Source organism: Streptomyces sp. NPDC046759 (genome assembly GCF_040645475.1).
Taxonomy (GTDB): domain Bacteria; phylum Actinomycetota; class Actinomycetes; order Streptomycetales; family Streptomycetaceae; genus Streptomyces.
Window position 1 is genome coordinate 1 of the sequence record NZ_JBEYYJ010000012.1, and the last position, 24049, is coordinate 24049.

Genomic DNA, 24049 nt, shown 5'->3' on the forward strand with positions numbered 1-24049 from the left:
CGGCCACAAGCGGTAAGAGACCCGGGGCCGCCGTGCCCCCTGTTTCACCGGACCGGTCCGGGGGACGGGTGGCGATCTGCCGGTCCTCCGGCCGGCGCGGGGGCCAATCGCCGCGCTCCGGCCGGACCTGACCCAACAGCGGTTGCCCCCGCTCCGGCCCGGAGGACGGACTGGCGGACGCTCAGCAGTGTCCGCAGTGGCAGCACCCGTCCAGCGGCTGCGGCCGCCAGCCAGTCAGCGGGCCGTGTGGGAGGCTTCCTTGCCCGACGGCTGCCCCACCTCAACCAGGCCGACGCGACCCGGCAGGGCGTTCCGGCCAGGCGGACACCCGTGACGTGGCTGCGGGCCTTCGGGGAGGTCGTGCGATCCGGGCTCAAGATCGAGGAGACGCGGCTGGAGCCCCTGCTCGCGCTGCGCGCGGCCGCCGGGGTGGCGATCGTCATCGGGCCGGCGCTGTGGCTGGTCTCCCCTGCGTATGCCGCGTCCGCCGCCCTCGGCGCCTACTCCGCGGGTGGGGCCACCTTCCAGCGCAGCTGGCGTCCGCGCAAGGTGGTCGCGCTCGGCGCGGGCGCGGGTCTGGCGCTCAGCACCTTCGTGGGCTACCTGGCGGCGGGGCGACTCGTGACGTTCCTGCCGCTGCTGGCCGTATGGGCCTTTGCCGCGGGGATGGCGTGGGCCGTCGGATCGACCGCTGGGATCGTCGCAGCGACGACCGTGGGCAGCATGCTGGTGACCATCACCTTGCCCACGAGCATCGGGCGAGCCCTGGAGCACGCCGGAGTCATCGCACTCGGAGGCGTGATCCAGGCCGTGCTGATCTTGCTGTTCCCGATCCGGCGTTGGGGAGCGCATCGTGACGCGCTCGCCGACGCCCTGGCCGCCGTGGCGGACTACGCCCGCCGGTTGCGGCACGACCCGACCGCCCCGTTCGACCCGGAGCCGTTGATGACGGCCCGGGACGCGGCTGCCGTGACGCCGTCACAGGCCCGTACTCGTCCCTCCGTCCTGCACGGCCCCCGGGGACTCGCCGAGCGCATTCGGCCGGTGGTCGCGGCGCTCGCCGACCCGGACGTCGGCGCCCCGGCGGAGGGACCCGGGCGGGACCGCGCGCGGGAGTTGCTCGACGCGGCCGCCGACGTCCTGGATGCGGCCGCCCGTTCGATCCGCCGGGGCACTCCCGCCGAGGTGCGGCCTGAGAGCACGGACGTCCTGCGCATCGACGAGGAGCACGAGGTGCTGGAGGGCCCCGCGCGGCAGGCCGCCGAGCGGCTCGTGGAACTGCTCGGCGAGGCGTTGGAGATCGCCGGGAGCGGCTGCGCGCGCGGGAGGACGCCCACGCCGCCCGGCCTCGCTGGCGCCCAGTTCCTGGTGCGCCCGACAATGCTCCGGCTGGTCCCGGTCGTCGTCCGGGCGGTGCGCCGTGAGCTCCGCCGGGACTCGCCCGTGTTCCGGCACGCCGTCCGCCTGGCGGCGGTGGCCACGCTCGGCTATGTGTTCGCCGCCCGGCTACCCCTGGGCCACGGCTACTGGGCGCCCATCGCCTCGGTGATGGTGATGCGGCCGGACTTCCACCGGACGTACGCGCGGGCGGTGGCCCGTCTCGCCGGGACCCTGGCGGGGGTCGCGCTCGCCACCGGGATGGTGCGGGCCCTGGGCCCGGACGCCCATGTGTCCGGCGCGCTGGCGGTGGTCTCGGCGGGCCTGTCGTACACGCTGAACCGTACCGGCTACGCCTACTCGCAGTGCTTCACCGCCGCGTACGTCGTCTTCCTGCTCGGCATGGGCGGCCAGGCATGGGAGCAGACAGTCCCGGAGCGGGTGGTGCTCACCCTGCTCGGTGGGGCCCTCGCGATGCTGGCGTACGTGGTGTTCCCCGCATGGGAGACACCCCGGCTGCCGGGCCGGCTTGCGGACTGGCTCGCCGCCAACGGCCGCTACGCGGCCGCGGTCCTCCGCGACTACGCCGAACCGACCCGGGAGCATCACGCCGACCTGCGCAGGGCGCTGCTGGAGAGCAGGGAGGCACGTGCCGCCTGGCAGGAGGCATACGACCGGGCAAGGCAGGAACCGGTCCGCCCCAGGGGTCTGACGTCGCGCGAGGCGCAGGAGGCGCAGGAGGCGCTCAAGGGGTTCGGCCGCGCGGCGATGCTCATGGAGAGCCACGTCCCGCGGGCCGACAGCCGTGTCGTCCCCGAGGCGGAGCGGTTCGCGGAGGCACTGGAGACGGACACCGCGAAGGCAGCGGTCGACGTGCGCGAGCACAGGAATCCGGACTGGGGACGCGTGGAGGAGGCGCTCCACGCGTGGGAGGACGCCGCCGGCGATGGGAGCCCGGTCGTGCGGCGCGAGGCGGAGCTGCAAAAACGGGCCTTGGAAGACCTCGCGACAGCCGTGAGCCGCACACCCCTGGAACGGGACGTCGGCTCTGCTCGCGAGGAGCAGCGGGTGCGGGCCGCCGCGGCGGCGGAAGGTGACGGATCAGGCCCCGCGCACCGGGGTGGGTGACGAAGTCGGCCACGGGGAGCGCCTCGCCTCCTGGAGCGGCAAGCAGTCGCCCCGCCGCGTCGGGCGTCGCCACACGTACGCCGCTGTCGCCATCACGAGAATCCAGCCAGCCGGGTTCTGCGGCGGTGATGCCGTTTCAGCGGCGGGGGCGAGCGGTTGTCGGCGGTGGTTCCTCCCCGGTGGGAAGGACGGCGAGCCCCGTGCGACCGAGCCGTTCTTCAGTACGAGGAGCCGTGGGCGCGGGTTCCCCACGACCGCACCAACGAGCGGCCGACCAACCCGGTCCCGCTGCTCGGCGCAGGCTGAGGACCTCCCTCTTCTGGCGCGTGGGTATCGACGCAAGAGATCTGCACTGGGAGCTAACGCCGCACCCTCGGCATACCCAGGCCGATCCAGGAGATGATCTCGCGCTGGATCTCGTTGTTGCCGCCGCCGAAGGTGAAGATGACCGCCGAGCGGTAGCCGCGCTCCAGCTCGCCGTGCAGGACGGCGCCCGCCGAGCCCTCCTTCAGCTCGCCCGCCGCGCCGGTGATCTCCATGAGCCAGGCGTAGGCGTCGCGGCGGGCCTCGGAGCCGTAGACCTTGACGGCGGAGGCGTCCTGCGGGGTGAGCGTGCCGTCCTCGACGGCGCCGACCATCTGCCAGTTGAGGAGCTTCATCGCGTCGAGCCGGGTGTGGGTCCGGGCGAGCAGCCGGCGCACCCAGGGCAGGTCGGCCACCCGGCGGCCGTCGGCGAGCTTGGTCTCCCACGCCCAGCGCTGCACGTCGTGCAGGGCGCGGATGGCCATGGTGCCGTGGGCCGCGAGGGTGACGCGCTCGTGGTTGAGCTGGTTGGTGATCAGCCGCCAGCCCTGGTTCTCCTCGCCGACGCGACGGGAGACGGGGACGCGGATGTTCTCGTAGTAACTGGCGGTGGTGTCGTGCGAGGCAAGCGTGTTGATGACCGTGCAGGAGTACCCGGGGTCCGAGGTCGGCACCAGGAGCATGGTGATGCCCTTGTGCGGCGGGGCGGCGGGGTCGGTGCGCACGGCGAGCCACACCCAGTCCGCGGTGTCGCCGTTCGTGGTCCAGATCTTCTGCCCGTCGACGACGTAGGTGTCGCCGTCGCGCACGGCCCTGGTCCTCAGCGATGCGAGGTCGGTGCCGGCGTCCGGCTCGCTGTAGCCGATGGCGAAGTCGATCTCACCGGAGAGGATGCGCGGCAGGAAGTAGGCCTTCTGCTCCTCGGTGCCGTAGCGCATGAGCGTCGGGCCGACCGTGTTCAGCGCCATCAGTGGAAGCGGTACGCCGGCCTGTGCGGCCTCGTCGAAGAAGATGAACTGCTCCATCGCCGTCATGCCACGTCCGCCGTACTCCTCGGGCCAGCCGACGCCGAGCCAGCCGTCGGTGCCGAGCCGGCGGATGGTGTCGCGGTAGAACCGCTTCTGCGCGGCCGGGTCGGCGTACCGGGCGTAGGCGTTGTCCGGGACCAGCTCGGCGAAGTAGGCGCGCAGTTCGGCGCGCAGTCGCTGCTGCTCGGGCGTGTGGTCGAGGTGCACGGCGCCTCCAGGCTCCCCAAGGGCGGTCCTGACGCCGCACACCGTAGAACGTGTTTCAGAAATTGGGAATGACGCACCCCGGGGCAATTCCGCCGCACCGCGCGGCACGGCCCGCCGGCCGGGCCGTTGCGCGAGGACGCGAGGAGGTTCCTCGGCAGGTCAGGTGAGGCTCTGCAGGAACTCCGTGCACGCCTCCACACAGGCCCGGCACGTGCCCGCCGCCGACTCGGCGCCCGGCTGCCCGTCGAAGGCGCGGGCGCACTCCAGACAGACCGAGCGGCACCACTCCAGCCGGACGCGGATCTCGTCCTCGTCCTGCCGGCTCTCCTCGCACAGCACGTGGCAGGTGGCGTCGCACACCTCGGCGCACATGATGCCGAGTCTGCGCACGCGCTCCTGGCGCTCGGTGCCGTCCGGGTCGACCAGGCTGGCGCACACCGCGCAGGCGCGGGCGCACTCCGTGCACGCCTGGGCACAGGCGAAGCGGTCCTCCAGGAACCGGTACAGCTGCTGTGAAGTCGGCGATGTCACACCGTGCGGGTAGCCGGGGCGCGGAGCGGCAAACCACCGGGAGCGGGGCTCGGCCGGCGGTCCGGGAACTCACGGTATCCGCGAGTCGCCGCAGGTCCCCGGCCCGCCACGGACGGTGTCCGGTTCGTCCGCTTCTGGGTGGGGTATTCCTGTCCTATGAGTACCGCATCGATGCAGTTGGCCGCGGCGAGCGGCCTGATGACCCTCGTGCTGTTCCTGGTGGCCGGCGTGGGCGTGGTGGTACTGCTCGCCGGCGGCTTCTGGATGACCTCCCGCGTCAAGTACCGCGAGGCTCCCCGGCCACGGCCCGAGGAGCAGCCCAAGCTGCCGCCGGAGGGACCGGTGCGCGAAGTCCGGCAGAACAGGGAGTCCGAGGAGGTTCCCCAGATCCCCAAGGGCGGCCGTCCGCTCACTCCGTACGAGCTGAGGAACCAGGACTCCAGGCCGAGCGAGACGAAGGAACGTCCGCGCTGGAGCCGGGGTTCCAGCGGCTCGTTCGGTGGCGGCGGGCTCGGCGCCCACTGACTCCCGGCCGCGCACGACCGCACCCACCGACCCCACCGGAGACCGACCCCACCGCAGACCGACCCCACCGCACAGCCCGACCACCCACCGCAGAGCCCGACCACCCACCGAAGAAGGCGACCAGCCCCGCCGGCCCGGCCCGCGCCGGACCGCCGTACGCCCTAGGAGTCCTTCCGCGCGGCGTCCAGGCGGCCGACGCGGGCCACGTTCCGCCGGTCGTCGGGGTCCTCGCTGGGTTCGCCCGCGAACCAGGCGTCGAGGATCTCCTTCAGCAGCGGTGCGGAGGTCAGGCGCAGGCTCAGTGCGAGGACGTTGGCGTCGTTCCAGCGGCGCGCGCCGTCCGCCGTGACGGCGTCCGTGCACAGCGCCGCGCGCACACCGGGCACCTTGTTGGCCGCGATGGACGCGCCCGTGCCGGTCCAGCAGCACACCACCGCCTGGTCGGCGGCGCCCTCGGCCACCTCCCGGGCGGCCGCTTCCGAGCAGGCCGCCCATTGCGCGTCCGCGCCCGGCCGCAGCGCGCCGTGCGGCCGCACGTCATGGCCCCGCCGCCGCAAGTCCTCGACGAGCAGCCGGGCCACGGGTTCATCCATGTCGGAGGAGACGGAGATCCGCATACGGGGAGGGTAGTGGAGCGCCGGGGCCGGCACCCCCCGAGGGGACGCGGGACGGTGGGGCCGGGTCACCCCCTCCGGGGCGCGGGGAACTGCGCGACCAGGCGCAGCCTGCCCGCACCCGGCGGAGGACGGTGCCCTCCGTGCGGTCAGGGGTGTTCCGGCTGCTGCGCCGGAGGCACGCCGCCGCCCTCGCCTCCGCCCTTCTCACCCTTGTCCGAGCCGTGCGGGCGTGCGCCCGCGCGGCGGCCGGCCTCCTGGCGGGCCTTGAGCTCGCCGCTGTCCTGCGGGGTGGCGCCCCCCTTGTCGCTGCGCCGCTGTTCGGGCTGCTGCGGATTGGACATGTGCCGGACTCCCTCCGGATGGTGCGTACTGCGTGCGGGCTCCGGGTTCCCCGGCCGGCGCGAGTCACCCACGCCGGCCTCGGCGGGCGGGGCCGCGCCGGTCAGCATCCGGTGGAGGTGTTCGAGGGCGTCCAGCAGCACCGAGCGGTGGTACCAGCTCAGCCAGGCCGCGGTGTCGGCGGCCAGCAGACCGAGGGCCTCGGCCTGCGCGGCGGTCGGCCGGTGCCCGGCGTCGGGCCAGTGCAGGGTGAGCACACCGATGCACGAGCCGGCCGCGGACAGCACGGGAACGCTGTACAGGGCGCCGGTGCCCGTGGTGAGCAGGACGCGCCGGAACTCCTCGGAGAGCAGTGCGTCGACGGCCACGTCGGGGATGCTGACCCGGCGTCCGCGCAACCGGGCCACCGCATCGGCGGTGCCCTCGTCCCGGCCGCGCACCAGGTGGTCGACGAACACCTCCGCACAGCCGTACTGGTTCTCCAGCACCAGCGCGTTCACGGCCGGGTCGACGAACCGCAGGTAGCCGGCCGGCGCCCGTCCGACGGCCAGCGCCTCGTGCAGCACGGCGTCGATCATCTGCCGCCGGCAGCGCGGGTCGCGGCCGTCGCGGGCCAGGATCCGCAGCTGCGGCACGGGCAGGAAACGGCGGCCTGGGAACCACACCTCGCCGTCCGGGGAGCGGGCCACCACCACGGCGGAGACGAGGACGCGCAGCGGCACGTTGAAGCGCTGCGAGGCCTCGCGCAACGCCCGGAAGGCGGTGCCGGAGTCCGGCAGGCCGTAGCGGACCATGAGCACGCCCTGGGCCATGCCGATGACCGGGGCGGTGCGCACCCGGGCGCGCAGCGCGCGGACCTCCTTGCGCAGATCCTCGTAGCTGGGCCGCAGCGGGTCCGCCATCTGCGACCGCCAGGCCGGCAGGTCCTCCACACGGGAGGCGGCGCGGGCCAGCTCGCGCAGCGCCTCGTCGAGGGTGGCGTAGAGCTTGACGCCGTTCAGCCGGGCGAGGTGCACCGCCTCGCGGACGCCGGGCCGGGCGCGGACGATGATCAGGTCCGGGCGTCCGGCGCGCTCCCGGGTCGTCTCGCTCAGCGTGTGCAGCACGGCCGCGCCGCCGAGCTGCACATGGGCCATGTCCAGGACGGGCCGCAGCCCCTCGCGGTCCGCCCTGTCGAGGTGGCCGCGAAGCTCCGCCGACCAGGCCTGGACGCCCGCGGCGTCGAGGCTGCCGGACATGCGCAGCAGCAGTGCTCCCTCGGCCGGCAGCCCCTCGACGACGGAGGACTCGATGACGAGTGGTGCCGGAGCGGCGGGCGGGTCGGAAGAGGTGTTCATGGCATCACCCAGACAGGACGTCGCGATGGACTCGGGCGGCCTCTCCCTGAGCACTGTGCACGGTAGGAGCCCGGCCCCCGGCCGCGCCAGGCGCCGCGCCGGAAGGGGTGGGCCGCTCCGCTCACCAACCGGGACCGCCGGGCCGCGGGCCGGCCCGCCTGCGGGCCTCCAGGGAGTTCAGGGCGGAGGTCATGGTGGCGTGCACCCGCACCCCGGGCAGCCCGGCGGCGCGCAGCGCGTCCCGCACATGCGGCCGGGGCTGGACGACGGGCAGGGCGCGGCCGGAGAAGGCGAGGGCCCCGGTCGCCCGGTCCACGGACCGCACGGCGGCCGGGCAGGCGAGGTACACCTCGGTCATGTCCAGCACGGGATCCTCGCCGGCCTTGTCGGCCTGGGCGATGTGGGCGGCGAGCGCCTCGGAGAACTCCACGGCGTTGGAGGCGTCGACCGTGCCCCGGGCCTTCAGGACGCTGACCGCGCCGGCCTCGGGCCGGTGCTCGTGCACGGTCTGCAGGAGCAGCGGGGGCGGGCCGCCGGGGCGGACCCGGTGACGGGACAGCTGACCGTTTTCCATGAGGATCGGACTTCCTGCCGGGAAGGTGCTTGGGGAAGGATCAGCCAGCCGCGTCTTGACCGGGGAGTTCACTGTGCCTCCGGCACACGCCCCGCGCAACGACTCTCTCCGGGCGTGTCGCACCGCGCCCGGTTCAGCCGACACACCGCCGCGCGGGTGAGGTCCGTCGGGCCCGTTCCAGCGCGGCCAACCGGTCTTCCAGGTCCGGCGGTACCGGGTCGCGCCGGCGCAGCACCCAGGGCAGGCCGGCGGTGGCCTGGGCGAAGGCGCGGGCGGAGGCGGCGTCCCAGGGCACCGTGCGCATCAGACGGCCGGTGCGGCGCAGCGCCGGCAGCAGGGGGCGGCGCAGCCAGGTGAACCACAGGGTGTTGCGGATCCCGAGGACGCGGCGGGCCGTGCTGTCGCGCAGCCGGGAGGCGTGGTGGTGGACGGTGAGCTCCTCGGCGTAGGCCAGCCACCAGCCCTGCCGTTGCAGGTCGCAGGCGAGCAGTTCCTCCTCGCCGCCGAGCCACAGGCCCGGGTGGAAGCCGCCGCCGGCCCGGAAGGCCCCGGTGCGCAGCACCGTGGCACCGGCGAGGAAGGAGCCGAGGGCCGGTCCCAGGAGCCCGCCCGGCCCGGGCAGCGGGGACTCGCGCAGTTCGCGTACGACGGGGTCCTCGGTGCCTACCGGTTCCACCACGATCCGCGCGGTGACGGCCGCGAGCCGGGTCCGGGCGTCGAGCAGATCGGCGGCGCGGCGCAGGCTGCCCGGTTCCCACCAGGTGTCGTCGTCGCAGAACGCCACGTAGGGCGTGGTCACCTGCCGGACGGCGAGGTTGCGGCCGACGGCTCCCAGATTGCGGCCCGGGCGCAGCAGCCCGACCTCGGGGAAGTCACGGGCGACCGCTGCGGCGGTGCCGTCGGTCGAGGCGCTGTCGGTGACGATCACACGGGGGCGTTCCGGCAGGCGGCGCAGCATGCCGAGGGTGCGCAGCAGTTCGGCGCGGCGGTTGTGGGTGGTCACGACGACGGTCGTACGGTCGTCCGGCCCGGTCCGGTTCATCGCTCCCGGCCTTCCTGCGGGCGCCCGGCCGGCTGCCGGTCGAGCAGGCGGGCGGCGTGTTCGACGTGCGGCGGCAGGAGGCGGCGGCGGGCGAGGGCGGCGGGCAGCCGCAGCAGGGTCTCCTTCAGTGCGCGGCGCGCACCGGGCCGTTGCGCCGCGGCGGCCACGGCGAGTCCGGCGACGGCCCGCAGGGCGACGTGCCAGGGTCGGCGCAGACAGGTGGTCAGCACGTAGTTGCGCCGGACGAGGAAGGGGCGGCCGGTGCGGCCCTCGGTCTGCGGGAGATGACGGGCGTGCAGCGCGGGTTCGTAGGCGACGCCCCAGCCCTCGGCGGCCAGGTCGTAGGCGAGCAGGGTCTCCTCGCCGCCGAAGAAGAGCAGCGGGTTGAAGCCTCCCGCGTCGAGGAACGCCTCCCGGCGCACCACGCAGGCACAGCCGAGGAAGCCGAGCACCGGGCGGCCGGGCAGGTCGGGCTCCAGCGGCAGGGGCGAGTCGGCGAGGACGGCGTTGAGGGGGTCGTCGGCGGCCTCGGCGCCGACGAGGGTGCGGGCGGCGAGCAGACCGAGCCGGGGGTGGCGGTCGAGGAGGTCGGCGGCGCGGCGCAGGCTGCCCGGCTCCCACCAGGAGTCGTCGTCGCTGAAGGCTACGTAGGGGGTGCGGGCGTGCCGGACGGCCAGGTTGCGGCCGAGGGCGCCGGTGTTGGCGGCCGGCCGCAGCAGTCGGGTGAGGGCCGGGTGACCGTGCACGGCCCTGCGGGTGCGGTCGTCGCGGGAGTTGTCGACGACGATCACCGGTGGCCGTTCGGGCAGCGCGGCCAGCGCGTCGAGGGTGCGCAGCAGGCTGGCGGTCCGGTCGCGGGTGATGACGGCGACGGTGATCCGCTGGTCGCCGGCCGTGGTCGCGCCGCGGGCGAGGCCGGTGGCGGACTCAGTGGACATGCGCCACCACCGGTCCCGGCTGCGGGCCGGGGGCGCGGACCGGTCCGAGCAGCGTCAGGCAGGCCGCGGCTACCTCGCCGGAGCGGATGCGCAGCAGCCGCGCGTCGGGGGTGCTGCCGTGTGGGTCGCCGGGCGGGCCGGTCTTCCACAGGGCCAGGTGGCGGGGGCTCTCGGGCGGTCCCCACAGGTGCGGGGAGACGGGGCCGAACAGGGTGACGGATCGGGTGCCGTGGGCGACCGCGAGATGCGCCAGGCCGGTGTCGCCGCTGAGCACCAGGGCCGCGTCGGCCACCAGCGCGGACAGTTCGCGGTACGGGAGACCACCGGCGAGCACGTCCTGGGCGCGCTGCCCGCTGCGCTCGGCGACCGAACGCACCAGGGCCTCCTCACCGGGTCCGCCGGTGACCACCACATGGTGTCCGGCGGCGCGCAGGCACCGAACGACCGCCGCGAACCGCTCCCCCGGCCAACGGCGCGAGCCGGAGGCGGCCCCGGGGTGCACGACCACCGCGCCCGGCGCCGGGGACCGCGTGCCGGGCCGGGGCAGACCCAGGTCGAACGGGTCGGCCGGGATGCCGTAGGCGTGCAGGAAGGCGCACCAGCGGTCCCGTTCGTGGACGTCGGCCGGCCAGGGCGGGCCGTCCGGGCAGGCGTGCGCGAGCAGCCGGCGCGGCTGCAGGGACGCGAGGGCGTCACGGCTCTCGGGGCCGTTGCCGTGCAGGTCGATCGCCACGTGGGGCGGCGGCCCGGTCCAGTGCGTGAGGGACGGCACCGCGCGCCCCGGGGCCTCGGCGGGGAACACGGCGTCGACGGCCCCCGTGGCGAGGGCCGGCTCGGTCAGTCCCGGGGGCAGCGCGAGGACGATCCGGTGCCGGGGGAAGGCCCGGCGGACGCCCCGCAAGGCGGGAACACCGGCGAGCAGATCACCGAGTCCGAGCGCACGCAGCACGAGGACGGTCGGGGGGTGGTACGGGGTGGGGGTCACCGAGTGGTCCTCCTGAGGGTGCGGGGCCGCGGCGGGACGGTGGCCGGGTACCACGGCGCGTACCAGGACGCGTGCCGGGCGGGCGCGTGGCGCCCTGGAGCCGGGGGCGGTGGCGCGACGTCCGGCCCGGACGGCACCAAAAGCCCCGGTGGAGGCGCCGGCCGTGCGCGGTGTTCCGTGGTCACTTGGGGCGGCCTCCGGTGGGGGCCGGTGCCAGGGCCGCGCGGCGGGCCAGGCCCGTGGTGGACCGGCCGTCGAGGTAGGGCAGGAGGAGGACCTGGCCGCCCCAGCTCTCCACGAGGGGCTGTTCGGGCAGCTCGGTGCGGGCGTAGTCGCCGCCCTTGGCCCAGATGTGCGGGCGGAGTTCGCCGAGGACGCGTTCGGGCGTGTCCTCGGTGAACACGGCGACCGCGTCGACGCACTCCAGGGCCCGCAGCACCCGGACCCGGTCGGCGACCGGCACCAGGGGCCGGCCCGCGCCCTTGCGGCGGCTTACCGATTCGTCGGAGTTCACGCACACGATCAGACAGTCGCCGGCCCGGCGGGCGGCCTGGAGCAGGGCGACGTGCCCGGCGTGCAGCAGGTCGAAGCAGCCGCCCGCCGCGACGACGGTGCCGCCCGCGGTCCGGACGCGTGCGGCCGTGCGTACGGCGTCCCCGTTGGTGTCGCCGTCGCCCTGGGCGGCCTCGGGCGCCTGCGGCTGCTCCACGGTGGCGATCGCGCGGGCGCCGCCCTCGGCGACGTAGCGGGTCGCGGCGTGGACGGCGGCCTGTACGGCGGCCTCGGTGAGCGCGCCGTCGGCGAGCAGGCCGGCGGCCGCCGCGGCGAACCGGTCGCCGGCGCCGCACGGATCGCCCGCCACGGCGGCCGGGGTGGGGACCAGCAGCGGGGTCTCGCCGTGGGAGAGCAGCGCACCGCGCTCGCCGAGGGTCACGGCGACGGCCCTTGCCTGCCAGGCCCGGACCAGGGTCCGGGCGTCCCGGGCCGCGGTGCGCAGTCCCGCGCCGTCACCGGGCCCGTCGGCGTCGTCGAGCCGGCGGGCGAAGGTCCGGGCCTCCTGGGCGGACGGCGTGGCCAGGCGGGCGCCCGGCACCGGAGCCCGGCCACGGACATGGGGGTCCCAGACCACGGGGGTGCGGCCGGCGGCGGTGGCCAGTGCCGCGCGCAGGACGTCGGCGGTGCCCCGGCCGTAGTCGGCGACCAGGATGCCGCCGGCTCGGGACACCGCGTCCTCGGCGGCCCCCGTCGCCGCGCGGGCGCGTCCCTCGCCGTCGTCCAGGCGGAGCAGCGGCCGGTCGCCGGCCATGACCCGGGTCTTGCTGCTCAGCGCGCCCTCCAGCGGTATTTCCACCAGGTCGACACGGCCAGCCAGCAGCTCCCGCAGGACCTCGCTGGCGGGGTCGTCGCCGAGCGCGGTGACGAGGGTGACCGGACGGCCGTCTGCGGCGGCGAGGCAGGCGGCGAGGGCCGCGCCGCCGGGTCGGGAGCTGCGCCGGGTGCCGTGCACCACCGGGACGGGCGCGTCCGGGGCCAGCCGATCGGCCCGGCCGCACAGGTCGTGGTCGAGCAGTGCGTCGCCCACGACCACCAGAGGGGTGGGTGTGCTCGTCATGGGTGCCCCTTGCGGTGGACCGCGGGCGCGGGGGGCGTGGTGCGGCCGACGGTGCGGGCCCGGCCGACCAGCCGGCCGACGACGCCCGGCCTGCCGTCCGCCCCGGTGGAGCCGGTCCGGTCGGTCTCCCCGCGCTCGGCCGCCTGGTCGAAGGCCTCGCACAGCATGTGCACGGCGACCAGGTGGAGTTCCTGCACGGTGGCGGCGACCGTCGCGTCCACGCACAGCGCTTCGTCCGCGCCGAGTTGCAGCGGGTTGGGCGCCCGTCCGGTCAGCGCCCACACCGTCATGCCGAGGCGGCGGGCGCGCTCGGCGGCGGTCAGCAGGTTGGCGCTCGCACCGCTGGTGGACAGCAGCAGGAGCACGTCTCCGGGGCGGCCGTGCGCGGCGGTCTGCCGGGCGAACACCTCCTGGACTCCGTAGTCGTTGGCGATCGCGGTCGTGGAAGAGGTGTCGGCGTGCAGGGCGAGTGCGGAGAACGGCGCCCGGTCGTCGCGGTAGCGGCCGACGAGTTCGGCGGTCAGGTGCTGTGCCTGGGCGGCGCTGCCGCCGTTGCCCGCGACGAGCAGCCGGGCCCCGGCGCCCAGCCGGCGGGCGAGTTCACCGCCCCACTCCTCGATGAGAGGGCCGTGCTCGCGGAACGCGTCCAGGGCCTGGGCGAGGTCGTCGCAGTGCGTGGTGTCGCTGACGGGCTTCATCGGACGACTCCCGAGAGCGAGGGGATCGAGGACACGGCGCCATACACTCCCGCCACGCAGTCGGTCACCCGGTCCCAGGTGTAGTGGGTCAGGACCCGCTCCCGGCCGGCGGCTCCGTACCGGGCCATCCGGTCGGGGTCGGCGAGCAGCGCGCGCACGACCGCACCGAGGTCGTGGTCCTCGTCGGCGGGGACCAGGACACCGGTGGTGCCGTCCACCACCGTGTCGAGCTGGCCGCCGACCGCGGTGGCGACGACCGGCGTGGCGCAGGCCATGGCCTCCAGCGGGACGATGCCGAACGGCTCGTAACGGGGCAGCGAGAGCACGAGGTCGGCGCCGGCCATCAGCCGGGGCATGCGGGCCCGGCTGATGCCGCCGAGCAGGGTGACGCGGTCGCTGACGCCGTACTCGCCGGCGATGGCACAGAGGCGCTGGGCCTCGGGATCGGTGCCGAGCAGCTCGGCCTCGGGGCCGCCCGCGATGAGCAGTTCGGCGTCGGGGATCCCGGCGAGGGCGCGGATGGCGCTGTCGAAGCCCTTGCGGGGCACCAGCCGGCCGACGGACAGCAGCCGCCTGCGCGCGCCGGCCGGGCGGGTGCGGGGGGCGGGCGCGAACTGGTCGGGGTCGACGCCGCAGGGTACGACGCTGATCCGGTCCTCGGGCAGGCCCATGGCCTTGAGTTCGGCGACCTCGTCGCTGCAGGTGGCGATGATGCGGGCGCACTCGTGGCCGATGGCCTCCTCCGCGGCGAGGCGCTCCGGGGGGCTCGTGTCGGCGGCGCCCTGGTAGCGCTTCTTGACCGTGCCCAGGGCGTGGTACGTCTGCACGACCGGTATGCCGAGCTCCCGGGCGCCGGCCAGCGCGGCCAGGCCTGACATCCAGAAGTGGGAGTGCACCACGTCCGGCGGGCTCAGCGACCACTGTCGGGCCAGGAAGGAGCCGAACTCGGGCATGTGGGGCAGGAGTTCGTCCTTGGGGACGGGTACGGGCGGCCCGGCGGGCACGTGCACCACCTGCACCCCGTCGATCAGGGTCACCCGGTCCGGCAGGCCCGCCGAGTCCCGCCGGGTGTACACCGTGACCCGGTAGCCCCTTCTGGCGAGTTGCCGGGCGACCTGTGCCACGTACACGTTCTGGCCGCCGGCGTCCGGTCCGCCGAGCGCGGCCAGCGGGCTGGCATGCTCGGAGACCATGGCGATGCGTCCGGCCGTGTGCGGAATACGGCTCATCGGGTGACCTCCTTGATCAGGCGCTCCCAGTCGTCCAGGAAGCGCCGCTCTCCGTAGCGGGCCTGTGCCGCGGCCCGGGCCGCCTCGCCGGTGCGACGCGCGAGTTCGGGGTCGGCGAGGAAGACGCGTACGGCGTCCTCCAGGACGTCGAGGCGGTTCGAGACCACCCCTGCGCCGTCGGGGACCGCCTCCCGCACTTCGGTGGTGTCGAGGGCGACCACCGGCATGCCCAGGAACATCGCCTCCAGCAGCGACAGCCCGAGGGAGGTCCAGCGCACGGGGTGCAGATAGAGCCGGCAGCGGGCCATCTCCCGGTGCAGTTCGTGCTGGGGCAGATCGCGGGCGCGGCAGCGTTCGGGCGGCAGGCCGAGGTGCCCGGCGAGTCCTTCGGTGCGCATGCCGAAGACGTCGAGGGGCGCGGACCGGGCGAACCGGGGCAGGAGGTCGGTACCGGTGGTACGGCCTCTGCGCACGGGCTCGTTGACCACGACGGCCGCGCGCCGCTCGGTGCCGGTCCAGCGGTGACCGGGGTCGATGATGCCGTGCTCGACGACCTCGGTGAGCGCCCGGCCGTTGTCCCACATCAGCCGGTTGAAGTGGGTGACGTGCACGATGGGGATCTCCGACTGCCCGGCGAGCGGGTGGAGCTGGCGTTCGGGGGACTCGTCGGGGCTGTTGTGCTCGACGTACACGGCGGGCACGTCCACGCCGGGCCGGCGACCGGTGCGGCGCAGGGCCAGGTCGAGTTCGTGCGGCCGTTGCAGCACCATCAGGTCGATGTCGCCGTCCCGCAGCTGCTTCGGGGTCCGCTCCTGGACGGTCTCGGGCCAGTCCCAGGTCACGGCCCGGCCGAGACCGTCCGGTCCGCGGTCGTCGGTGACCGGGACCAGGTAGGTGTGCGGGCCCTGCACGAAGGCGGTCAGCCACGATCCGTGCACGTGCCAGACGAGGATGTTCATGTGTACCGCTCCTGGATGAGCTTGTGCACCGCGCGCACCACGTCCTGTCCGGTGACCTCGTCCAGGCAGGGGTGTCCGGGGACCGGGCAGGTCACGGCCCGGGTGTTGGCGCACGGCGCGGACTGGTCGCCGAGCAGGATGGTCGGGACGCCGTACGGGGCCCAGCACTCGGCCGGGACCACCGGCGCGAACAGCGACACGACCGGTGTGCCGACGGCCGCGGCCAGGTGGGCGGGCCCGGTGTTGGCGCTGATCACGGCGTCGGCCATGCGCAGCACACCGGCGAGGGTGCGCGGGGAGGTACGGCCGCCGAGGTCCACGGCCAGGTCGCCGCTCACGCAGCAGGTGAGCACGCGCTCATGCGGGCCGCCGGTGACGACCACGCGGTGCCCGGCGTCGGCGAGCAGGGCCACCGCGTCCGCGCACCGCCGTGGGTCCCAGGCGCGGGCGGGTGCGCTGGCTCCGGGGTGCAGGACGACGTACGGGCCGTTGCCGGTCAGGCCGCTGGTGTCCGGGGGCGGCAGCACGCGCAGCCGGACCTCGTCCCCGGGAGGTGGCCGGAATCCCATGGCGGCGGCGGTGTCGAGGGCCGCCTCCACCTCGTGGCGGCCCGGCAGCCGCCGGTGCCGCACGTCGAGCAGCCGCCCGGGGTGGTCCACGCTGTCGGCGCCGATCCGGCCGATGCCCGCCAGCCTCAGCAGGAGCGCGGTGGGCAGGGGGCTCTGGTGGAAGGAGGTGAGGATCAACGCGGCGTCGAGGGCCCCGGCGCGCAGCCGGCCGAGCAGGGCGTCGATGTCGGCCGTGTCCACGTCGGGCGGATCGAAGCCCTCCCAGGGCGCCTCCCAGACCAGCACCTCGTCGACACCGGGCAGCAGGTGGGCGGCCTCAGCGCCGCGCGGGCCGCAGAGCATGGTGACGTGTGCGCTGTGGGCGGCGACGGCGCGCACGGCCGGGCCGGCGAGCAGCACGTCGCCGAAGCTGTCGAGCCGGACGACGAGCGCCCTCATCACGACCGCCGCCTTCCGCAACTCCCCGAGTCCGGCCCGGCCGCCCATGCTCCGCCCGCGCCCGCCGCACCCTGCCGGAACGGCCGCGCTCCGCCGGAAACCGCCGAGCACCGCCCGGCCGACCCCCTCCCCGACAGCCCCACCGGCCCGCCGGCCGCCACGTCCGGCAGCATCCCGGCCCCGGCCGCCCTGTCCGGCGCGGACGGCCACGACCGGCCGGGCGCCGTCTTTCCCGCGGGCGACCAGGGCGGTCCGGGCGGTGCCGTCGGTTCTGCGAGCGCCTTACGGACCGCGGTGAGTACGTCGGGGGCGCTCTGGTGGGCGAAACGCGCCACCTCCGCAGGTGCGGTGGCCGCGTTCGGGACGAGCACTCCGTGGGCGCCCGCCGCGCGTGCCGCCAGTACATCGGCCGCGATGTCGCCGATCACCAGGCATTGGGCGGGTGTGACGCCGAGTCGCGCCGCGGCCGCGAGGACCAGGCCAGGGTGCGGTTTCCGGCAGGCGCAGCCGGCCTCCGGGGCGTGCGGGCAGAACAGCCAGACGTCCAGGCCGCCCAGCAGGGCGTCGGCACGTTCGTCGACGCGGTGCACGGCGTCCGGGGTGAGCAGTCCGCGTCCGATGCCGGACTGGTTGCTGACCACCCCGGTGGCCAGGCCGCGGGAGCGCACGAGTCCGACGGCCTCGGCGGCGCCGGGGAGCAGCCGGACCCGGTGGGGGTCGCCGTTGTACGGCACGTCCTCGACGAGGGTGCCGTCGCGGTCGAACAGCACGGCGGTCACGGTGTTCACCCGCCACCTCCTCCCAGGGGTCGCGCGTGCCGGTGGCGGACGGCTCCGCCCAGCCAGTGCCGCACGGCGAGCGGCGGGATGAGCACGCTGGTGCCGAGCATCCCGGCGATCTCGCGGGCGCTGCGGGGGCCGGGCAGGATGCGGGCGAGGGCGAACTCGGTCGTGCCGAGCGTCCACAGGGCGGCGCAGGCCGCCGCGGCTCGCCGGCGCCCGGCCAGCGCGCAGGCGGCCGCGGCCAGCGCGGCACCGGTCACGGCCAGGTGGCGGGGCAGCCGGCCGCGGGGCGCCTGAGCGCGGTCCCACCAGCCCCGGCCGTGCAGCCGGTTCATCAGGGCGTCGTCGGCGTTGCCGCGCTGCGCGGGCAGCGAGGCCCACCAGTGGGCCGGGCGGACCGGGTGCCGGGTGACGCGCCGGCCGCGCCGCAGTGTCCAGCCGGCCCGCTGCACCCGCAGGGCCAGGTCGGCGTCCTCGCGAAAGGCGCGCGGGAAGCGTTCGTCGAAGCCGCCGGTCCGGGTGAGCACGACGGTGCGGTAGGCCATGTCGGCCGTCGCCCAGGCGGCGTTCTCCAGGCCCTTGGTGTTGCGTTCCCAGTCGGTCGGCCGGCGGTCCAGGGGCAGGGGGACACGCAGCTGTCCCTGGATGCCGCCGACGTCCTCACCGGCCTCCTGGAGGTCCTCGGCGAGCAGCCGGGACCAGTCCGGCAGCACCTGGACGTCGTCGTCGAGGAAGACCGTCCAGGGCGTTGCGACGGTCCGCCAGCCGGCGTTGCGGGCGGCGGCCGGGCCGTTGCCGCCGGTGCGCAGGATCCGTATCCGGTCGAGCAGTGGACCGGCCCGCTCCAGCGGCAGGTCGCCGTCGGTCTCCGGACGGTCGTCCACGACGACCACCTCGTGCGGCGGGTGCCCTTCGGCCCGGGAGAGGGCGCGCAGGCACGCGGCCAGGCAGGGGCGGCCGATCGTCGGGACGACGACGGTGTAGGCGGGCGCGCCGGTCATGCGAACGCCTTCCCGCGGCGGATCGCGAACGGCCCCAGCACCAGCAGGTCCACGGGAGCGGAGCCGAAGCACTCCAGGGCGTCGCGCGGGTCGTCGACCATGGGCCGCCCGGCGGTGTTCAGGCTCGTGTTGACGACCACCGGGAGACCGGTGCGCCGCTCGAACCCGTCGATCATCCGGGCGACCAGGGGCTCCTGGGCCCGGTCGACGGTCTGGATGCGGGCGGTGCCGTCGACGTGCACCACGGCGGGGATGCGGGCCTTCCAGTCGGCGGCCACGGCGTGCACGAAGAGCATGTGCGGGCTGGGCAGCGGCCCGTCGAACATCTCGGCCGCCCGTTCGGCGAGCACCATGGGCGCGACGGGCCGGAACTCCTCGCGTCCCTTGACCGCGTTGAGCCGCTCCAGGTTCGCTGCCCTGCCGGGGTGGGCGAGCAGCGAGCGGTGCCCGAGCGCCCGCGGCCCGTACTCGCTGCGGCCCTGGAACCAGGCCACGATCCCGTCGGCGGCCAGCGCCTCGGCGGCCGTCTCGGCGATGTCGGCGGGCTCCTCGTACGGTACGGCGGCCCGTTCCAGCCACTCCCGCAGCTCGGTGTCGCTCCAGCCACGGCCGAGCGCGGCCGTCGGCATCGGCTCCAGGGTGTCCTTCTGGCCGGCCACGTGCGCGGCGGCGCCGAGGGCCGTACCGGCGTCCCCGGCGGCCGGTTGCACCCAGACGTGCCCGAAGCCGCTCTCGCGCCACAGGCGGGTGTTGGCCACGCAGTTCAGGGCGACGCCGCCGGCCATGGCGAGCGCGTCCTCGCCGGTGCGCTCGCGCAGCCACCTCGCCAGAGCGAGCATGGCCTCCTCCAGGCACAGCTGGGCACTGGCGGCGAGGTCGGCGTGGTCCTGGCTCCAGGCGCCGCCTGCCGGGCGGGGCGGGACGAGGTCGGCCCAGGGGACGGGCCGGGCGCGGAAACCGCCCTGGTCGTCGGCCTGGACGTATGGGCGCAACCGGCCGGCGAAGCGTGGTGTGCCGTAGGAGGCGAGCGCCATCACCTTGAACTCGTCGCTGCTGCGGAGGAAGCCGAGGTGCTGGGTCAGGTCCTCGTAGAACAGACCTAGGGAGTCGGGTAGTTGCTGGGTGGCCAGGACGGTCAGCTCGCGGTTGGTGTAACGGCCGGCCAGGTGGGAGCCGCACTCGCCGCGGCCGTCGAGGACCAGGACGGCGCAGTCCGGATACGGCGACACGGGTCCGGCGGAGGCCGCGTGCGCCACGTGGTGCGGGACGAAGCGGACCTTGGCCGGGTCCAGGCCCGGCAGCGCCTCGGCGAGGAAGCGCGGGGCCTGGCGGGCGTACTCCTGGCGCAGATGGTCCCAGGGGTCGTTCAGGCCCATCTCCTCGGCGGGGCGGGCGAGCGCGGGGTCGTAGGAGTAGGCGACGGCGTCCAGGTCGGACGGGGCGAGGCCGGCCTGGCGCAGGCACCAGCGGGCGGCCTGCTCCGGCAGCTCCCACGCGGAGAAGGGAACGGGCCGCTTGCCGTGCTTGCGGCGCGAGAACCGCTCCTCCTCCGCCGCCGCCACGACCTTGCCGTCGGTGATCAGGGCGGCCGCGGGGTCGTGGAAGAGGGCGTTGATACCGAGGACGTGCATGCGCTGTCTCCAGTGCGGCGGGCGGTCGGGGTCAGTTCGGTGCTGCCGGTTCCTGTGCACCCGGCACCGGCTGGGGAGGCCGGGCGGCGAAGTAGGCGATGGTCTGCTTGATGCCTTCCTCCCACGGGATCTGCGGTGACCAGCCGAGCAGTTCGCGCGCGAGGGCGGTGTCGGGGCGGCGCCGGCCGGGGTCGTCGACGGGCCGGTCGATGAACTCGATCGGTGAACGGGAGCCGGTGAGGGCGACGATCCTGCGGGCCAGGTCGGCGACGGTGATCTCGTCGCTGCCGCCTATGTTCACCGGCCGCACCGACTTGCTCGCGGCCACCCGCAGGATGCCGTCGACGGTGTCGTCCACGTAGCACAGCGACCGGGTCTGGCTGCCGTCACCGGTCACCGTGACCGGTTCACCGGCGAGGGCCTGGCAGATGAAGGTGGGCACGGCCCGGCCGTCGTGGGCCCGCATGCGTGGCCCGTAGGTGTTGAACAGCCGCACGATCCCGGCGTTCGTCTCCCTGGTGCCGCAGTGCGCGGTGACCAGGGCCTCGGCGAACCGTTTGGACTCGTCGTACACGCTGCGCGGCCCGACGGGGTTCACGTTGCCCCAGTAGCCCTCGTGCTGCGGGTGCACCAGCGGATCGCCGTACACCTCGGAGGTGGAGGCGAGCAGGAAGCGCGCGCCGTCGCGTTCGGCGATCGTGAGCGCGTTGCGGGTGCCGAGGCTGCCGACGTCCAGGGTCTCCAGGGGCAGACGCAGATAGTCGGCGGGCGAGGCCGGACAGGCGAAGTGCAGCACCACGTCGTACGGCCCCGGCAGCCGCTGCGCGCAGTCGGGCGCGGAGACGTCGAGTTCCACGAAACGGAATCCGGGCCGGTCTTCGAGCTGGGCGACGTTCTCCCGCCGCCCGCAGGCCAGGTTGTCGGCACAGTCGACTTCGACGCCCGAATCCAGCAGGCTCTCGCACAGATGGGAGCCGAGGAAGCCGGCCCCGCCGGTCACGAGGGCGCGCCGCCAGGGAAACGGTGTGTCACCAGTCATGGGGCTGTTCCTTCGTCCACGTCGTCGCGCCCTGGGAACGCTCCTGCCTGGGCGTTCGGCGCATGCCGCGTCGCCGGGCCGAACTCGTCGGCCCGCTGAGGGAAAAGGACAGGGGTTCGGGTCCCGCAGATCCGGGGGACCGCCCTGATCGGCCGCCGCTGTCTGGACGGCACTGGCAGGCTGAGTTCCCGTGCCAGTCGGATTCACGCGTTGGATTCTCATTGTCCGGGGCTCCGGGTACTCGCGCGACTCCGGTGGCGGCCCGGCAGGCGACCGGGGCCCGAGTGGAAGGCCGGGGAAGGCATGGCGAGGGCCGGAGCGAGAAACGCCGGAACGGACCGGAGGGGAAGCGACGGGCTGGAGAGGGCATGCCCGACGACCTCACGGCCGCGCTGCCGCCCCGCTGCGCCGCCCCCGCCGAAGTCCCCGGCGGGTTGCTGCCGACCGACTGGTTCGGTTCCCGGGACGCCGGGGCGACGGCCGGGGCCGTTGCCCCGCCGAGCGGCACGTGCGGCTGCTGGGTGAGCTTTCCCTTGGGGGCGACGCGCCCGAGGCCTGCGGCGTCCCGCTCTTCGCGGCCCGGTGCAGGGGCCGCGGGCCACCGCGCTGCATGCCGGGTTCAGGGCCTGACGGTGACTGGCAGCCGCCCGGTCTCGGTCGTCGGTCCGGCCTACCCCGCGGCCGCCGGCTTCCACGAGTACGGCGCGCGCACAGCCGCCACGAGGAGGTCGACGCGCTGCTCACCGCCCGGCCGACCGAACAGGACACCGTGAGACCGGCCGAGACGCGTCCGGCCACGGACGACCGGCGGACGTGCGTCACGGCCGGGCAGTACCTGGCGCTGGTCCGTCGCTTCGACCGGAGCCGGGCGCTGCGCGGGGAACGGCTGGACCGCTGGTGGCTCCGGGCGCCTTCCGGATCGGGCCGGATGGCCGCGGCCCGCCACTCGATGCGCTGACCTCGGCCGGGCCGGCCGTGTAGCGCGCCGCGCGCGGGGCACTCGACGCGGCGACGGCAGGCCGCCAAGGGGCCGCCGCGATGTCTCGCAGGAGGTGACGACATGGGTCACGGCGGAAACGTCATTCAGGAGCTGACGACCGATCACCGTGAGGTCGAGGAGATCTTCGGGCGTATCGAGGCGCTGCCGCCCGGCTCCAAGGAGCGCAAGAACCTCGCCGACCAGGCCACGATCGAGCTGGTACGGCATTCGGTCGCGGAGGAGGCCTATCTGTACCCGGCGGTGCGCCGGCATCTGACGGGCGGGGACGCGCTGGCGGACAAGGAGATCGAGGATCACTCCAAGGCCGAGCAGATCATGAAGGACTTGGAGGGCTGCCAGGCGGACGATCCGCGGTTCGACACCCTCATGGCCCAGCTGATGAGCGAGATCCGTGCCCATGTGATGGACGAGGAGCAGAACCTCTTCCCGCAGCTGGAGACCGCCTGTCCGCCGGACGCGCTGATGGACCTCGGTGACAAGGTGCGCCGCGCGAAGAAGATGGCCCCCACCCGTCCGCACCCGTCGGCACCGGACACTCCCCCGGCCAACAAGCTGCTGGCCCCGGGTGCCGGTCTGGTCGACCGGATGCGGGACGCGCTCTCGGGACGCGGGAAGGAGAGCTGAGGAGGGCCGCCGCCCTGTGATCGCAGGTCCCCGTTCCGTCAACCAGGCGCCTGAGCAACGGAGTTGACGGGGACGGGGTCCGGTGTGCGTGGAGGGGCCCGGTGTGCGTGAAGACCGGGGACTTCTCAACCGGACGGCGCCGTCACCGGACGGCGCCGTCCGCGTTTCCGCAGGCGCCGTCCGCGTTTCCGCGGGGTCCGCGTTTCCGCGGTCCCGAGCGGGGCCCCTGGCGGGTGTCTCAGAGCGGTCAGAGCCAGGGGCACGTCCGGGCGTCGGACGGGGGCCGGCGGCGGGTGACGCGGCACAGGAGGCGGAACGCCTGGAAGAGGGTGAGGGGCCACAACAGCGCGAAGCACCACAGCAGCGCGGGGTCCGAGGTGCGGACTGCCATCACGGCCACGAACACCGACGCCGTGCCCAGCAGCAGCACGGCCGTCGACAGCCAGGACGTGCGGCGCGGGACACCCGTCCGGCGCGCGAACCGCCGGTCCTGCCGGAGGCCGGCCTCGATCTGCAGCAGTACGAGCCGTTCGTGCGGCGACAGCCGTACCTCGTCGTGCATCTCCCATTTCTCCCAGTCGTTCACGGCAACGACACCTCCTCCGCCCGACGGCGGCCCACGTGTCCCCGGGCGCCCGAGTTCCCCGGTCGGCCCGGCCGAAGCGAGGCAAGGCGCGGCGGCCCGGGCAGGGCGATGGCCGAGCTCGCAGGCGTTGTGGCGGGCGACCACGGTTGCCTCGTCGGCGCGGCCGTCGTACGGTCTGATCCATCACCCGGTCAACCAATCGATTGGTTGCCTCGGGGCGACGGCACGTGAGGAGCGAGGACGTGGAGGATCCGGGCTGGGAGCCGCGGCGGCTGGCCGCCGTCTCCGCCGTGCTGCCGGAGGGCGTCACACCACCGGGCACCCGGGGCAGGATCCTCGAGGCCGGTTTGTCCGTGTTCGCCGAGGCCGGGTTCGCGGGGGGCTCGATCCGGCAGATCGCCGGTGTGGTCGGCATCAACTCCGCGACCCTGTACGCGCATTACCCGTCCAAGAGTCATGTCCTCGCGGAGCTGGTGCGCGTCGGGCACCAGGAACTGCACTCCCGGCTGGCCGAGGCGCTCGCCGGGGCCGGGGACCGGGCGACCGGGCAGCTCGCGGCCCTGGTCCGGGCGCAGGTGCTGGTCCACGCGGACTACCCGCTGCTGGCCGTCGTCACCAACGACGAACTGCACGCCCTCTCCCCCGAGCTCGCCGCCCCGGCGCTCGAACTGCGCTCCCGCTGCCGCCGGATGCTGCTCGACGTCCTGGAACTCGGCGTGAAGGACAGCGACTTCGCCCTGCCGGACATCCTCATGGCCGCCGGAGCCATCGGGGCCATGGGTCTGCGGGTCGCCTACTGGTTCGGCCCGGACCAGCCGTACACCCGCGAGCAGGTCGCCGACGGCTACGCGGAGTTCGCCCTGCGGCTGGCCGGTGCCCACTGAGCCGGCCCCGCCCGTGCACACGGAACCGGAGCGCGGCGCGTGCCCGGACGCGGAACCGCACGCCAC

At 74.9% G+C, this 24049-nt stretch carries 23 protein-coding genes; 5 read left to right on the forward strand and 18 right to left on the reverse strand.

Annotation, left to right across the window (positions count from 1 at the left end; translation table 11 throughout):
• Positions 1-330: 330 nt before the first annotated feature.
• Positions 331-2505 (forward strand): FUSC family protein, encoded by a 2175-nt coding sequence (locus ABZ919_RS17860; protein ID WP_361248413.1) that lies wholly within the window; start codon positions 331-333, stop codon positions 2503-2505.
• A gap of 359 nt (positions 2506-2864) precedes the next feature.
• Here ABZ919_RS17860 and ABZ919_RS17865 read toward each other — a convergent pair whose 3' ends face one another.
• Together ABZ919_RS17865 and ABZ919_RS17870 are read right to left on the reverse strand one after the other, a co-directional pair.
• Entirely contained in the window at positions 2865-4043 is a 1179-nt protein-coding gene (locus tag ABZ919_RS17865; protein WP_361248414.1) for an acyl-CoA dehydrogenase family protein, read from the reverse strand.
• A gap of 159 nt (positions 4044-4202) precedes the next feature.
• A complete protein-coding gene (locus ABZ919_RS17870; protein WP_361248415.1) occupies positions 4203-4574 on the reverse strand; it encodes a ferredoxin in 372 nt (123 codons plus the stop codon).
• Between the two features lie 156 nt (positions 4575-4730).
• On the opposite strand from ABZ919_RS17870, the gene ABZ919_RS17875 reads away from it, so the two are divergent.
• Positions 4731-5099, forward strand: coding sequence for a DUF6479 family protein (locus ABZ919_RS17875; protein ID WP_361248416.1), 369 nt, complete (start codon positions 4731-4733; stop codon positions 5097-5099).
• 161 nt (positions 5100-5260) lie between these two features.
• Here ABZ919_RS17875 and ABZ919_RS17880 read toward each other — a convergent pair whose 3' ends face one another.
• The 15 genes from ABZ919_RS17880 to ABZ919_RS17950 form a co-directional block, all read right to left on the reverse strand.
• Complete coding sequence (locus ABZ919_RS17880) at positions 5261-5716, reverse strand: RpiB/LacA/LacB family sugar-phosphate isomerase (RefSeq protein WP_361248418.1); 456 nt, start codon at positions 5714-5716, stop codon at positions 5261-5263.
• Positions 5717-5862: 146 nt separating this feature from the next.
• On the reverse strand, positions 5863-7392 hold the full coding sequence (locus ABZ919_RS17885; protein ID WP_361248420.1) for an ANTAR domain-containing protein: 1530 nt from the start codon (positions 7390-7392) through the stop codon (positions 5863-5865).
• A 121-nt stretch (positions 7393-7513) separates the two neighbouring features.
• On the reverse strand, positions 7514-7966 hold the full coding sequence (locus ABZ919_RS17890; protein ID WP_361248422.1) for an STAS domain-containing protein: 453 nt from the start codon (positions 7964-7966) through the stop codon (positions 7514-7516).
• 133 nt (positions 7967-8099) lie between these two features.
• Entirely contained in the window at positions 8100-9008 is a 909-nt protein-coding gene (locus ABZ919_RS17895) for a glycosyltransferase (RefSeq protein ID WP_361248424.1), read from the reverse strand.
• Positions 9005-9946 (reverse strand): glycosyltransferase, encoded by a 942-nt coding sequence (locus ABZ919_RS17900; protein ID WP_361248426.1) that lies wholly within the window; start codon positions 9944-9946, stop codon positions 9005-9007. The genes ABZ919_RS17895 and ABZ919_RS17900 overlap by 4 nt, the downstream gene beginning before the upstream one ends.
• Positions 9936-10931: a glycosyltransferase family 9 protein gene (locus tag ABZ919_RS17905; protein ID WP_361248427.1), complete on the reverse strand. Its 996-nt coding sequence runs from the start codon at positions 10929-10931 to the stop codon at positions 9936-9938. Before ABZ919_RS17905 ends, ABZ919_RS17900 begins: the two co-directional genes overlap by 11 nt.
• 181 nt (positions 10932-11112) lie before the next feature.
• Positions 11113-12543, reverse strand: a complete 1431-nt coding sequence (locus tag ABZ919_RS17910; RefSeq protein WP_361248429.1) for a PfkB family carbohydrate kinase — start codon at positions 12541-12543, stop codon at positions 11113-11115.
• Positions 12540-13241 (reverse strand): SIS domain-containing protein, encoded by a 702-nt coding sequence (locus ABZ919_RS17915; RefSeq protein ID WP_361248430.1) that lies wholly within the window; start codon positions 13239-13241, stop codon positions 12540-12542. The genes ABZ919_RS17910 and ABZ919_RS17915 overlap by 4 nt, the downstream gene beginning before the upstream one ends.
• The gene (locus tag ABZ919_RS17920; RefSeq protein ID WP_361248432.1) at positions 13238-14470 is read right to left on the reverse strand and encodes a glycosyltransferase; all 1233 of its coding nucleotides are present in this window, start codon (positions 14468-14470) and stop codon (positions 13238-13240) included. Before ABZ919_RS17920 ends, ABZ919_RS17915 begins: the two co-directional genes overlap by 4 nt.
• Complete coding sequence (locus ABZ919_RS17925; RefSeq protein WP_361248433.1) at positions 14467-15429, reverse strand: glycosyltransferase; 963 nt, start codon at positions 15427-15429, stop codon at positions 14467-14469. Before ABZ919_RS17925 ends, ABZ919_RS17920 begins: the two co-directional genes overlap by 4 nt.
• Complete coding sequence (locus ABZ919_RS17930; RefSeq protein WP_361248434.1) at positions 15426-16436, reverse strand: glycosyltransferase family 9 protein; 1011 nt, start codon at positions 16434-16436, stop codon at positions 15426-15428. The genes ABZ919_RS17925 and ABZ919_RS17930 overlap by 4 nt, the downstream gene beginning before the upstream one ends.
• Positions 16436-17224 (reverse strand): HAD-IIIA family hydrolase, encoded by a 789-nt coding sequence (locus tag ABZ919_RS17935; protein ID WP_361248436.1) that lies wholly within the window; start codon positions 17222-17224, stop codon positions 16436-16438. The genes ABZ919_RS17930 and ABZ919_RS17935 overlap by 1 nt, the downstream gene beginning before the upstream one ends.
• Positions 17221-18219 (reverse strand): glycosyltransferase, encoded by a 999-nt coding sequence (locus ABZ919_RS17940; RefSeq protein WP_361248438.1) that lies wholly within the window; start codon positions 18217-18219, stop codon positions 17221-17223. Before ABZ919_RS17940 ends, ABZ919_RS17935 begins: the two co-directional genes overlap by 4 nt.
• Positions 18216-19850, reverse strand: coding sequence for a carbamoyltransferase C-terminal domain-containing protein (locus ABZ919_RS17945; protein ID WP_361248439.1), 1635 nt, complete (start codon positions 19848-19850; stop codon positions 18216-18218). Before ABZ919_RS17945 ends, ABZ919_RS17940 begins: the two co-directional genes overlap by 4 nt.
• A gap of 31 nt (positions 19851-19881) precedes the next feature.
• Positions 19882-20889 (reverse strand): NAD-dependent epimerase/dehydratase family protein, encoded by a 1008-nt coding sequence (locus tag ABZ919_RS17950; RefSeq protein ID WP_361248441.1) that lies wholly within the window; start codon positions 20887-20889, stop codon positions 19882-19884.
• 769 nt (positions 20890-21658) lie between these two features.
• Between ABZ919_RS17950 and ABZ919_RS17955 the strand changes: the two genes are divergently transcribed.
• Together ABZ919_RS17955 and ABZ919_RS17960 are read left to right on the forward strand one after the other, a co-directional pair.
• Entirely contained in the window at positions 21659-21847 is a 189-nt protein-coding gene (locus ABZ919_RS17955; RefSeq protein WP_361248443.1) for a hypothetical protein, read from the forward strand.
• Between the two features lie 102 nt (positions 21848-21949).
• The gene (locus ABZ919_RS17960) at positions 21950-22513 is read left to right on the forward strand and encodes a hemerythrin domain-containing protein (protein WP_361248444.1); all 564 of its coding nucleotides are present in this window, start codon (positions 21950-21952) and stop codon (positions 22511-22513) included.
• Between the two features lie 247 nt (positions 22514-22760).
• Here the strand turns inward: ABZ919_RS17960 and ABZ919_RS17965 are convergent, their stop codons facing one another.
• Entirely contained in the window at positions 22761-23099 is a 339-nt protein-coding gene (locus ABZ919_RS17965; RefSeq protein ID WP_361248446.1) for a DUF3040 domain-containing protein, read from the reverse strand.
• Positions 23100-23341: 242 nt separating this feature from the next.
• On the opposite strand from ABZ919_RS17965, the gene ABZ919_RS17970 reads away from it, so the two are divergent.
• Positions 23342-23983, forward strand: a complete 642-nt coding sequence (locus ABZ919_RS17970; RefSeq protein ID WP_361248448.1) for a TetR/AcrR family transcriptional regulator — start codon at positions 23342-23344, stop codon at positions 23981-23983.
• Positions 23984-24049 lie beyond the last annotated feature (66 nt).

Coding starts and splice junctions, on each gene's coding strand:
- ABZ919_RS17875 (WP_361248416.1), top strand. CDS start 4,731: ATGAGTACCGCATCGATGCAGTTGGCCGCGGCGAGCGGCCTGATGACC.
- ABZ919_RS17880 (WP_361248418.1), bottom strand. CDS start 5,716: ATGCGGATCTCCGTCTCCTCCGACATGGATGAACCCGTGGCCCGGCTG.
- ABZ919_RS17885 (WP_361248420.1), bottom strand. CDS start 7,392: ATGAACACCTCTTCCGACCCGCCCGCCGCTCCGGCACCACTCGTCATC.
- ABZ919_RS17890 (WP_361248422.1), bottom strand. CDS start 7,966: ATGGAAAACGGTCAGCTGTCCCGTCACCGGGTCCGCCCCGGCGGCCCG.
- ABZ919_RS17895 (WP_361248424.1), bottom strand. CDS start 9,008: ATGAACCGGACCGGGCCGGACGACCGTACGACCGTCGTCGTGACCACC.
- ABZ919_RS17900 (WP_361248426.1), bottom strand. CDS start 9,946: ATGTCCACTGAGTCCGCCACCGGCCTCGCCCGCGGCGCGACCACGGCC.
- ABZ919_RS17910 (WP_361248429.1), bottom strand. CDS start 12,543: ATGACGAGCACACCCACCCCTCTGGTGGTCGTGGGCGACGCACTGCTC.
- ABZ919_RS17915 (WP_361248430.1), bottom strand. CDS start 13,241: ATGAAGCCCGTCAGCGACACCACGCACTGCGACGACCTCGCCCAGGCC.
- ABZ919_RS17920 (WP_361248432.1), bottom strand. CDS start 14,470: ATGAGCCGTATTCCGCACACGGCCGGACGCATCGCCATGGTCTCCGAG.
- ABZ919_RS17925 (WP_361248433.1), bottom strand. CDS start 15,429: ATGAACATCCTCGTCTGGCACGTGCACGGATCGTGGCTGACCGCCTTC.
- ABZ919_RS17930 (WP_361248434.1), bottom strand. CDS start 16,436: ATGAGGGCGCTCGTCGTCCGGCTCGACAGCTTCGGCGACGTGCTGCTC.
- ABZ919_RS17940 (WP_361248438.1), bottom strand. CDS start 18,219: ATGACCGGCGCGCCCGCCTACACCGTCGTCGTCCCGACGATCGGCCGC.
- ABZ919_RS17945 (WP_361248439.1), bottom strand. CDS start 19,850: ATGCACGTCCTCGGTATCAACGCCCTCTTCCACGACCCCGCGGCCGCC.
- ABZ919_RS17950 (WP_361248441.1), bottom strand. CDS start 20,889: ATGACTGGTGACACACCGTTTCCCTGGCGGCGCGCCCTCGTGACCGGC.
- ABZ919_RS17960 (WP_361248444.1), top strand. CDS start 21,950: ATGGGTCACGGCGGAAACGTCATTCAGGAGCTGACGACCGATCACCGT.